The organism is Staphylococcus sp. HMSC06C11, from assembly GCF_001808345.1.
GTDB lineage: Bacteria > Bacillota > Bacilli > Staphylococcales > Staphylococcaceae > Staphylococcus > Staphylococcus capitis.
In genome coordinates this window covers 26,185-38,235 of record NZ_KV793049.1, presented here as the reverse complement: position 1 = coordinate 38,235, position 12,051 = coordinate 26,185, and the positions used below count along the sequence as shown (strand labels likewise).

The window sequence follows — 12,051 nt, the reverse complement described above, 5'->3', positions numbered from 1 at the left end:
AGGTGTGACCTCCTTGCCATTGTCACCAGACAAAATTAACTTACTTTATATATGATACACACTTGTAAATGACTTTGCAACGGTCAATTTTACACTTTGTTAAAATTTCGTTTACAATTTCATAACATGCGTCCTCGTTTTTGACGACTTTTATATGTTACTTCATTTAAATAAACAAGTCAACACTTTTATAGAACTTTTTTCAATCGTTTTTAATCTATATTTCTTAAATGCACCTAACTTATTTCACTCGTAATATTCTACCATAAGCTAAAGGCTAAATCTATGATAATATTTGCATTTTTAAAATCCATTTGTATATTTTATTGTGAAAAATCACCACTTTCCCCTAAAAAATGATAATTATATTTCTTAGTAATGGAAATTTTTTATATAGCACGCCTTACACACATTATAGATTTATCAAATTGATAGACTTTTCACCCTCAATAATAAAGCATTTTAAATACAAAAAAAGCATCAACCACCATATAGATGATTGATGCAACTAGCACTAGACTAGAAAATTATTTCTGTCTCATATAAGGGAATAATAGTACATCTCTGATAGAAGGTGAATCTGTTAGTAACATTACCAAACGATCGATACCGATACCTAATCCACCTGTAGGAGGCATACCATATTCTAACGCCTCAATATAATCTTCATCCATCTCATGCGCTTCATCGTTACCTTGTTCTTTCTCGACAAGTTGTGCTTCGAAACGTTCACGTTGATCGATTGGGTCATTTAATTCAGTGAAAGCATTCGCATGTTCTCTTCCCACTATAAATAGTTCAAATCGATCAGTAAACCTAGGATCTTCTGGATTCTTTTTAGCTAATGGAGAGATTTCAATTGGATGGCCATAAATGAATGTAGGTTGAATTAACGTTTCCTCAACTTTTTGTTCGAAGAATTCATTTAAAATATGACCATATTTCATATTTTCAGTAATCTCAATACCATGTTCTTTAGCTAAGCTTACCGCTTCCTCATCAGTTTTAACATCATAGAAATTCACGCCAGTGGCTTCTTTAACTGCATCAACAATGTGAAGTCTTCTCCAAGAAGACTCTAAATCTATTTCTTCATCATTATAAGAAACTTTAGCTGAACCAAAGACCTCTTGAGCAATATGTCTAACCATGCTCTCAGTTAAATCCATAATATCATGATAATCAGCGTAGGCTTCATATAATTCTATCATTGTGAATTCTGGATTATGACGTGTAGATACGCCTTCATTACGGAATACACGGCCAATTTCGTATACTTTTTCAAGACCACCGACGATTAAGCGTTTTAGGTGTAATTCAATAGCTATACGCATATATAACGTAGCATCTAATGCGTTATGGTGGGTAACAAATGGACGTGCAGCCGCACCTCCAGCAATTTGATGCATCATAGGTGTTTCTACTTCTAAGAAACCTTGTTTATTTAAATAATTACGCATTTCTTGAATAATTTTACTGCGATTTATAAATGTACGTGTACTATCTTCGTTTGTTATTAAATCTAAATAACGTTGACGATATCTTTGTTCAATATCTTGTAGTCCATGGAACTTATCTGGTAAAGGACGTAATGATTTAGATAATAATGTAAATGACTTAGCCTTAACTGAGATTTCACCAGTATTAGTTTTAAACATAACACCTTCGATTCCAACAATGTCACCTAAGTCAGCAATTTTCCAAATATCAAATTGTTCTTCTCCAACTTGGTCTTTTCTTACGTAAATTTGAATTTGACCTTCTAAATCTTGGATATGTGCAAATCCTGCTTTACCTTTACCGCGTTTTGTCATTAAACGACCTGCAATTGCAACGTGACTTTCGTCCTCTTTTTCATGTAATTCTTCTTTTGAAAATTGATCCCATTGCTCTTTTAACTCGTTAGAAGTAGCACTACGATCAAAACGATGACCGAACGGATCTATTCCTAAATCTATTAATTCTTGTAGTTTTTGACGACGGACCTGCATTTGGTCATTCATTTCTTCTGACATAACTTTCTCTCCTTTAAGCTTATTGTTTAAATTATGGATTGTTCCATGCGTTCTTGATAGAAATTTTGTTAGTCATATAAAATACTTATTCGGTTTTAGATTCATCTAAAGCTATATGAACTTTATCTTTAAAACCAATAAGATATCATCAATCTTGGTTTATCATTTCCACAACGCCAATCTTCTCACTTTTTAATTCTACAAGACGTTGTAAATGTAATAAAGCAATTTATGCTTTTATTTCAACTTCTCTAAAAATTAAATATTTGTTTTTATTGCTACTCACTTATTATACTTTTTAACAGTATCGTCTGCGGTTACTAAATTGCCAATAGTTAGATGGGTACGAGGTTCTATTTGATTCGAAGCAATATCATTTAAAGGAATAAGCACAAACGAACGTTCATTCATCCTCGGATGTGGTACCGATAAATTATCTTCTTCGATAATTTGATCTTCATATAATAATATATCTACATCTAAAGTTCTTGGCCCCCAACGTTTAACTCTTACTCGATGGAGTTGTTGTTCTGTTTTTAAGCAACATGATAGTAAAGATTGAGGATCTAATGTTGTATCTATTTCAACACATAAATTTAAAAAGTTCGGTTGATTAGTGTATCCCACTGGTTCAGTTTCATAAATATCAGAGATTTGAGTCACTTTAATATTATCAAAACGATTTAAAATCCTTATAGCTTCTTTAAGTTGCGTTTCACGTTCTCCAATATTACTCCCTAAACCTAAAAACGCTTTAACCATTTAGCAATTCTCCCTCACTATTTCAATTCCTACACCATCATAATGTCCGGGAATGGGTGGACTTTCTTTAGTGATTTTAACTTTCGTTTCCATTACACGATTATAGTGTGAATTTATACGTTTTGCAATACGTTCAGCTAGATGTTCAATCAATCTAGATGGCTTACCTTCAACAATTGATTTAACTTCTTCAAACACTTCGCCATAATTTACAGTATCTGCAACATCATCTGATTGACCAGCATCTTTTAAGTCGACCTTCAACGTAACATCTACTATAAATATTTGACCAATTTCATTTTCTGATGGTAACACCCCATGATATCCATAAAAACGCATACCGTTAAGAAAGATTATGTCGTTCATGTTCATTCTCCTTTAAAAAATCCATACTATGAGCTAACCGCGCATTCAACTGAACGTTATGAACTCGAACAGCTTTAACACCTTTCATTATACCATAGGCAGTTGTTGCTCCTGTGGCCTCATCTCTCTCTAATGGCGTTGTATCTGTTCCAATCATTTCTTTAATAAACCTTTTACGGCTTGTTGCCAATAAAATGGGATATTCAGTTGCTACCAGTTCATCTAAACGAGCCATCACTTCATTTTCTTCATCGCGTGTTTTAGCAAAACCAATTCCTGGATCCAACCAAATTTTTTCTTGTGGGATACCTGCCATTTCAGCTTTATTAGCTTGAGCAAGAAGTGACGTAAGCATTTCATCTACGACGGGGTCTTCTCTTCGACCGTCCCCATTATGCATTAAAACGATTTCAGCACCATATTCAGCTACAACTTTAAAAATTTTGGGATCATACAAACCTGCCCATTGATCATTAATCATTGTAGCACCTAGTTTGAGACATGCTTCAGCAACCTCGCTTCGAAATGTATCAATTGAAAGTTGTATATCATATTGTACTAGTGCTTTAACAACTGGAATAACTCTTTCCATTTCTTCTTCCAAAGATACTTCTTCATAACCAGGTCGTGTCGACACGCCACCAATATCAATGATATCAACACCCTCATCAATCATTTCTTTTACTCGTTTAGTAGCTTTGTCTACTGAATTAAATTTACCTCCATCTGAGAAAGAATCAGGCGTGACGTTAAGTATGCCCATAATTTTTGTTTTAGTCATGTGTTTCACCTTTTCTATATTGAAATTCTTTTCAAAGTTATGTATAAAAACTTATTATTCTTGAAAATTCAAATCAAACTACTTACACAATTTACTATTAATCATATCATTCATTATCATACATTTTGAGCACATTTTTTATTTAGAAAAATAAAACAGTGTTATAGAACAACAAAATTAACAATATAAAAAACGAAGATGTGGATCAAAGGAGACTTAAAAGCCAAAGTTTTGTACATCTCGACTTTAAAGTACCTTTACCAACATCTTCGTTTGCAAAGTTTACTATATATTCAAATATTAAATCTTAGTCATCAAATGAGTATAAAGGCGTAGATAGGTAACGCTCACCATTACTTGGTAAGACTGTTACAACTGTTTTACCTTTACCTAGTTCTTTTGCTTTTTGGATTGCTGCGTATATTGCAGCTCCTGAAGAAATACCTGCTAAGATACCTTCTTCTTTAGCAACACGACGTGCCATATCCATCGCAGTATCATTTCCAACTTTAATAATGCTATCGTAAATATCTGTATTTAATGTGTCAGGTACGAAACCAGCACCTAAACCTTGTAATTTATGTGGACCTGGTTCTCCACCACTTAATACTGGTGAAGCTTCTGGTTCAATCGCAACGATTTCAACATTAGGGTATTCTTTTCTTAAGACTTTACCAACACCAGATAAAGTACCACCAGTACCTACACCTGCTAAGAATGCATCAATTTGTTTACCTTCGAATTGATCTACAAGTTCAGGACCAGTTGTAAGTTCATGAATTTCAGGGTTTGCAAGGTTTTCGAATTGTTGTGGTTCGAAATAACCGTGTTCTTCTTTAAGCTCTTTAGCTTTTTTAATAGCACCTTTCATCGCTTCAGACCCTGGTGTTAATACAAGTTCTGCACCATAAGCTTTTAATAAGTTACGACGTTCTTGGCTCATTGTTTCAGGCATTGTGAAAACAGCATTGTAACCTTTAGCTGCACATACGAAAGCTAAACCAATTCCAGTGTTACCACTTGTTGGTTCTACAATAGTATCGCCAGGTTGAATTTTGCCCTCACGTTCAGCTTTTTCAATCATTGCTAGTGCAATACGGTCTTTTACTGAACCGCCCGGGTTTTGATATTCTAATTTTACATAAATATCTGCCGCATCTTCATCAACTACGTTTCTTAATTTAACTACAGGTGTGTTACCAATAATTTGTGTAACGTTATCTACGGGTTTTTGTGCCATTAAGAACACTCCTTTTTGTTATATAAATATTAAAACTTAGTTTTCCCATCGGATATAGATATATTCTATCAGAATTTTCTAAAAAGAGAAACAAAATTGTCTTGTTCTCAATAAAAAACTATATTCAACATATACATTAGAATTTTTCCCTGAAGAAATCAAATTAAACGTTAGGAGACAGTTGCACCAAATCGTACAATACGCGCCACCTTAATATATGTTTAAAAACGACACATTCACGAACAATCTTTACAGTTTAACTATCTCCTCGCCTAATTTTATATAATTTTAATACTTAATCATACTTATTCAATACAGAATTATTTCATCGCTGTTAACAAATCTTCTAATTCACTTTCAGTATATTGATATTTATTTCCACAGAAATGACACACAGCTTCAGCTCCGTGATCCTCATCAATCATACTTTGTACTTCTGCTTCACCTAGACCTTTAATAGCGTTTAAGAATTTCTCATGACTACAGTTACATTCAAATTGTGCTGTTGTCGTATCTAAAATTTGAACGTTATCTTCTCCTAAAATCTCATTAAGAATACCTTCCGGAGTTAAACCTTGTTCGATTAATTTAGATACAGGTTCCATTTCATTAATAGCATTTTCTAATTTTGTAACAGTTTCATCTTTAGCACCAGGCATAACTTGTATAATAAATCCACCTGCAGCTTTAATTGAGTTATCAGGGTTCACTAATACACCTAAACCTACTGAAGATGGTGTTTGTTCACTTGTTGCATAGTAGTACGTAAAGTCATCTCCTAGTTCACCAGAAACAATTGGACTCGCCCCAGAGAAATAATCTTTCATACCTACATCTTTAACTACCTGGATTGAACCATTAGTACCTACTGCACGTCTAACATCTAATTTACCTTGTCCGTTTAAAGGGAAGTGCGTCTGTGGATGGTCTACATATGCACGTACATTACCTTTTGCATCGGCATCAGCTATGATTCTTCCAATTGGTCCTTGACCATCAACCGTTACAGTTAATTTTTGGTCTCCTTTTAACATTGCTCCCATCATTACCGTAGCAGTCATCGTACGTCCCATTGCTGCTGAAGCAGTTGGCCATGTATAGTGTCTTGTTTGGGCTTCTTGCACAGATTCAGTTGTAGTTGCAGCATAAGCTCTAATTTCACCGTCATAAGCCAATCCTCTTACGATATAATCATGTGTCATCAGTCATTCTCCTTTTAATTTTTTAATCTATTCTCATTCATTTTAATCATTTTAATTCGTTACTGAGTAGCTATTATACATATGTTGGTTAGTAATATGAAATGTGTTGCTCAATTTTGAAAATGCACATCAATTCAATACACATTAAATAATATGAAAAGCAGACATTCGCAACTTATTGAAATAATAAACTCATAAACTGATATTAATATATTTCTACAATAAACTACGTATCAAATTAAAAAGTCTCTTCCTACTTCTTCAAAGAACGAGTAGAAAGAGACTTCATTTAACTTAATTAATGTCTATTATCTGGATTATTTGGATCATATGGTTTATCGATGTTTGGTGACTGCTCATGACCAGTTACATCAGAATCAGAGTCTTGATCAGACTCTTGACCTTTATAATCGTGGTCTTCATTATGTTGTCGACGTCTTTCGTGCTCGATATCACGATTTTCTTTACGATCTTCTTTTTCTTTCTCGTCGCCTTCATCTAGCTGTTCTTTACGAATATCATCGTAAGATTTACCATATTTTCCGTCACTATAATCTGTGTCTTCATCTTTAACAACTTTAGCTGCATCATAATCTACTTCAGGTAATTCACCGTCATAGAACAATGCACGTATTTGTTCTGCAACTAACGTTTCTTCAGTAAGCAATGTCTTAGCGATAAGTTTAAGTTGTTCTTGATGTTCTAACAAGATTTGTTTACAACGTTCATATTGTTCTTTAACAATACGTTGGACTTCTTTATCAATTTCGTAAGCAATTTGTCCAGAATAGTTAGGCTCTCCTTGCATATCTTTACCAAGGAATACTTGGCCACCACCGCTACTAGAGAATTGTAACGGTCCAAGTTTCTTACTCATGCCATATTCAGTAACCATTGATCTTGCAATTTGAGTTGCACGTTCAAAGTCATTAGAAGCACCTGTTGATACTTCACCGAAGTTAATATCTTCAGAAACACGTCCACCAAGTAAACCACAAATTTTATCAAGTAACTCTGGCTCAGTCATTAAGAAACGATCTTGTTTAGGTAACATCATCGCGTAACCACCAGCTTGTCCACGAGGGACAATAGTTACTTTGTGCACGACCTCAGCTTCATCAAGAACCATACCAATAATAGTATGTCCTGCTTCGTGATGCGCAACGATATTACGTTCTTTTTCAGAAATAACTCGAGATTTCTTAGCTGGACCGGCTATAACTCGGTCAGTTGCCTCTTCTATATCACGCATATCGATTTTATTTTTACCTTCACGTGCAGCAATTAATGAAGCCTCGTTAAGTAAGTTTTCTAAATCCGCACCTGAAAAACCTGGCGTTCTTTGTGAAATGGCTTTTAAGTCTACTGTTTCATCAAGTGGTTTATTTTTAGAGTGTACATGAAGAATGGCTTCACGGCCTTTAACATCTGGACGGCCAACTTGAATTTGTCTGTCGAAACGACCTGGACGTAATAACGCTGGGTCCAAGATATCTGGACGGTTAGTTGCAGCAATCATGATAATACCTTCATTTTCACCGAAACCATCCATTTCAACTAATAATTGGTTAAGTGTTTGTTCACGTTCGTCATGACCACCACCAACACCAGCACCACGTTGACGTCCTACTGCATCAATTTCGTCAATGAAAATAATACATGGTGCATTTTTCTTAGCATTTTCGAATAAATCACGAACACGGCTTGCACCGACACCGACAAACATCTCTACGAAGTCAGAACCACTAATAGAGAAGAATGGTGCGCCAGCTTCCCCTGCAACTGCACGTGCTAATAAAGTTTTACCGGTACCTGGAGGTCCTACAAGTAAAACACCTTTAGGAATTCGAGATCCCATTTGCTTAAATTTCTTATTATCTTTTAAGAAATCTACAATTTCGATTAATTCTTGTTTCTCTTCGTCAGCACCTGCAACATCTGAGAAACGAACGCGACGTTTGTTACTATCGTACATTTTTGCTTTGGATTTACCAAAGTTCATCATACGACCTCCGCCGCCACCACCTTGGGCTTGACTAAGGAAGAAAATAAATAATAATGCAATGATTAATACTGGAATCAGTGTTGATAAAATACTAACAAAGACACTTTGTTTTTCTTCTTCTTTAACTTTAAATTTTAGACCATCTTGTTTCTTAGCTGTATCAGTGATCTTTTGTAAGTCTTTTTCATTGTTATATAAAATTGTTGATGAATAGTCTTCATCATTTTTAGTTTTACCACTTACCATATAGACATTTTGTTCAGGTTGGATTTCTAATGATTTTAAGTCGCCTTTATCCAACTTATTAACAAATTGAGTGTATGTAAGCTGTTTTGGTGTTTTTCCGTTACCATTTAAGAACGAAAATAGACCAAATATAATAACGCCTATAATTGCGATAACTAGCACATTGCGAAAAGCTTTCTGCATGCGTCATTTCCTCCTACTTCCAATAATAAAACTAACAAAAATTGTAACACAATACTTCTTACACAGGCTAGTATTTCAACTTTCGTATTGATTGTTCAATTTTAGTCAATTTCAACTATATATTTCTTTAATTATGCTATCTAAATCATTCATTTATCGTCATGTTTATCGTTAGTTAATTTGATAAAAAAGCTTATCACATATAAATCGAGTCTTCACTACATTAACTCGTACGGATAGTTGTAACATACGCTTCATAAATAAGTCATATATTTAAATGAAATCTATTTAGAGTAAACCTCAGGTTTTAAAGTACCAATGTATGGTAGATTTCTATATAATTCCCCATAATCTAAACCATAACCTACAACAAATTCATCAGGAATTTTCTTACCAACATATTTTGCTTCAATGTCAGCTTTACGTCGATTAGGTTTATCCAATAAAGTCACAATTTCTAAAGAACTTACTTTACGAGATTGTAGCAATTCAGTAATTGATTTTAAAGTTGTTCCTGTTTCTAAAATATCTTCAATAATGAGTACATCTTTATTTTCTATAGAGGAACCTAAATCCTTTAAAATTTGAACTTCTCCTGTTGATTCTGTACCACCATGGTAGCTTGAAACATCCATAAAGTCGATTGATAAGTGTGTATCAATTCGTTTGATAAGGTCTGCCATAAACATAACTGAACCTTTAAGAATACCTACACACACTAGAGGACGGTCTTTATAGTCCTCAGTAATTTTCGCTCCTAATTCTTTACAAATGTTTTGAATGTCTTCTTCAGTTAACAAAACATTCTTTAAATCATTATGCATTATCATTCATCTCCATCATTTTTTAATCGTAATTAAATCTTTAAACTGCTCATGAACATATAATTCGCCTATTGCTACTATTTCATTTAAATAGGTTAGTACTATTGGCATTTGTTCCCGTTCAATTGCAGGAATTTTTTGATCTATGAATAAACGACTCACTTTTTTATGTCCATTTCTCCCGTTTAATTTGAACATATCTCCATTACGTCTCGCACGAACTTTAAGAGGGTAAGACGTCTGAGGTAAGTGTTCCTTAATACATATATCATAGTCGTTAAATTGATATAGTCCTGGCCGGTCTATCATAATATTTTGCTTTATATATATATTGTCTTCTAATTTAGCCATTATTATTAATGTATCATATGCAATTTGAATTATCCATTTATCTGTAATATCGATATGAAATTGAGATTTTTCATTTTGGATTTGTTGGAACCACTCGTCATACGTTTTTTGTGAAATAGTTGAATGGGTCACTATATCCTCTAATAATTGATCCATCACAGTTGTTTTAACATTAGGATTAAGTCGGTTAAATGCTTCCCTTGAAAATGTATACCCCGCGACGCTATCATTTTTAGAAACAAAGTGAGCGACAAAGTAACGCGCATGTTCTTTTAACAATTGTAGTTCATTGTCGTGCCATTCCTTTAACTTTAACAAGTGATGGGAATCAAGAAACGGATTGTTATCAATACTTGGGATAATCCGTTGTCGTATATCATTTCTAACATATTTCGTATCTTGATTAGAACTATCTTCAAAATATGGAACCTGATACTTTTCTTGGTAATTGATGATGTCTTTTTTGTAAATGTTCAGCAAAGGACGACACACAAGGTAATCTTCATAGTTCGAGATATCAGACATTCCTAATGAGCTTCTAGTTGAACGACCACTCAGCACCCTATAAAGAATCGTTTCAAGTTGGTCATCAAGATGATGCGCTGTAAGTAATACATCTGCATTTAAATCACGAATGACTTCTCCAAACCACTGATACCGCAATCGACGCGCTTCATTTTGAATACTATTTCCTTTATCAACTATTTTAGATAAGTCGAGATGTTTAACATATAATTTAATTTGATTTTTTTGACAATACTCGTTTAAAAATATTTCTTCTTCAACTGATTGCGCTCGTAATCCATGATTAACATGTACACAGGTCAATGTTTTATAGGTATCACGGTACTGGTTTAATAAACTATGTAATAAGGTCATGCTATCAATGCCAGTTGAAACTGCGACAATGATATGTGCATCGTTGTTCCATCCTTGCGTATTTAACTTCATCGTCTCACCTCTCTTATCTAAAAAATAAAATAGGAGTAGGAGAGAATTCAAAAGTGTTATATTTGAATTCATCATCCCACCCCGTAAGAGTGCTACATGTTTAACCATCGATTATTTTCTATATCATTGCCATCGCACATTGTTCTTAATTCGACATCTCACAGAAGATGTAACATTGATGGTTGTTCAATCTATTTATATCTTAACGTCTTGAGCCTTTACCGCCACGACGAGACTCTGTTTGACGTTTAATAGAAGTTAATTTATCTTCACTGTCTTTTAAGAAGTTACTTAATTTCTTCTCAAAGTCTTCAGTTTTTTGAGCTGGTCTCCCATGATTAGATTTATTATTGTGGTGAGGTTTACGAGGACGATCTTTAGCTTTTTTAATCGATAGACTAATTTTACCGTCATCAGCAATTGATAATACTTTTACTTCAACTTCGTCACCAACTGATAAGTGGTCTTCGACATTCTCAACATAATTATCAGCCACTTCACTGATATGAACTAAACCACTTTTTCCTTCAGGTAATTCTACAAATGCACCAAATTTCTTGATACCTGTAACTTTACCTTTAAGTTTGTTTCCTACTTCGATTGACATATTCTAAATAAATCCTCCTGGTTAGATTCGATTTTATCCTTATTATATTCCTGTTCGCGTAATTTAACAATGCTATAATCAGATTATTTTATTGCTCTAATTATCGTCATCGTCGGATGGTTTAGATTTAGAGGATTTATTATCACCTGGTAATCTAAAAATAACTTCGCCTTTATTACTTAAATAATAATCATCTCTAGCAACTTTTTCGATGTAATCTTTATCGTTAAGGTTGTTTAATTTTTCTTTTAATGCAATTTCCTCATCTTGTTGCTTTTGAAATTGTGCTTCTTTGTGTTTTCGTTCCACCGCATCTTGATCGTTACTATGTCTTTGAATGACAAGCAATACTAATAAAATCAGTATAATTGCCAAAAGTATACCGCCAAAAACGGTAATTCTTCTTCGAACAACACGCATCTTCATTTTTTGACGTTGCTTTTTCTTATTTTCTTGCGATGTATACTGATTACCTATATTCTCCACTTTTTTGCTCATTGCTTGTCACCTCCCTATAC

General features: G+C 33.9%; 11 protein-coding genes. All 11 read right to left on the bottom strand.

Annotated features, from left to right (window positions below; genetic code table 11):
• Positions 1-527: 527 nt before the first annotated feature.
• On the bottom strand, positions 528-2,015 hold the full coding sequence (gene lysS, locus HMPREF3154_RS11165; RefSeq protein WP_002436798.1) for a lysine--tRNA ligase: 1,488 nt from the start codon (positions 2,013-2,015) through the stop codon (positions 528-530).
• Between the two features lie 282 nt (positions 2,016-2,297).
• Positions 2,298-2,777, bottom strand: a complete 480-nt coding sequence (gene folK, locus HMPREF3154_RS11160; protein WP_002436837.1) for a 2-amino-4-hydroxy-6-hydroxymethyldihydropteridine diphosphokinase — start codon at positions 2,775-2,777, stop codon at positions 2,298-2,300.
• On the bottom strand, positions 2,778-3,143 hold the full coding sequence (folB, locus tag HMPREF3154_RS11155; RefSeq protein WP_002436772.1) for a dihydroneopterin aldolase: 366 nt from the start codon (positions 3,141-3,143) through the stop codon (positions 2,778-2,780).
• Complete coding sequence (folP, locus tag HMPREF3154_RS11150; protein ID WP_023350803.1) at positions 3,121-3,924, bottom strand: dihydropteroate synthase; 804 nt, start codon at positions 3,922-3,924, stop codon at positions 3,121-3,123. The genes folB and folP overlap by 23 nt, the downstream gene beginning before the upstream one ends.
• 307 nt (positions 3,925-4,231) lie before the next feature.
• Positions 4,232-5,164, bottom strand: coding sequence for a cysteine synthase A (gene cysK, locus HMPREF3154_RS11145; RefSeq protein ID WP_002436801.1), 933 nt, complete (start codon positions 5,162-5,164; stop codon positions 4,232-4,234).
• A 320-nt stretch (positions 5,165-5,484) separates the two neighbouring features.
• Entirely contained in the window at positions 5,485-6,366 is an 882-nt protein-coding gene (gene hslO / locus HMPREF3154_RS11140; protein WP_002436823.1) for an Hsp33 family molecular chaperone HslO, read from the bottom strand.
• Between the two features lie 298 nt (positions 6,367-6,664).
• Complete coding sequence (ftsH, locus tag HMPREF3154_RS11135) at positions 6,665-8,800, bottom strand: ATP-dependent zinc metalloprotease FtsH (RefSeq protein WP_002436841.1); 2,136 nt, start codon at positions 8,798-8,800, stop codon at positions 6,665-6,667.
• A 284-nt stretch (positions 8,801-9,084) separates the two neighbouring features.
• On the bottom strand, positions 9,085-9,624 hold the full coding sequence (gene hpt / locus HMPREF3154_RS11130) for a hypoxanthine phosphoribosyltransferase (RefSeq protein WP_002436810.1): 540 nt from the start codon (positions 9,622-9,624) through the stop codon (positions 9,085-9,087).
• Between the two features lie 15 nt (positions 9,625-9,639).
• The gene (tilS, locus tag HMPREF3154_RS11125; RefSeq protein WP_049428184.1) at positions 9,640-10,926 is read right to left on the bottom strand and encodes a tRNA lysidine(34) synthetase TilS; all 1,287 of its coding nucleotides are present in this window, start codon (positions 10,924-10,926) and stop codon (positions 9,640-9,642) included.
• 202 nt (positions 10,927-11,128) lie between these two features.
• On the bottom strand, positions 11,129-11,533 hold the full coding sequence (locus HMPREF3154_RS11120; protein ID WP_002436830.1) for a S1 domain-containing RNA-binding protein: 405 nt from the start codon (positions 11,531-11,533) through the stop codon (positions 11,129-11,131).
• Positions 11,534-11,629: 96 nt separating this feature from the next.
• Positions 11,630-12,031: a cell division protein DivIC gene (gene divIC, locus HMPREF3154_RS11115; protein WP_070474733.1), complete on the bottom strand. Its 402-nt coding sequence runs from the start codon at positions 12,029-12,031 to the stop codon at positions 11,630-11,632.
• Positions 12,032-12,051: the final 20 nt, after the last annotated feature.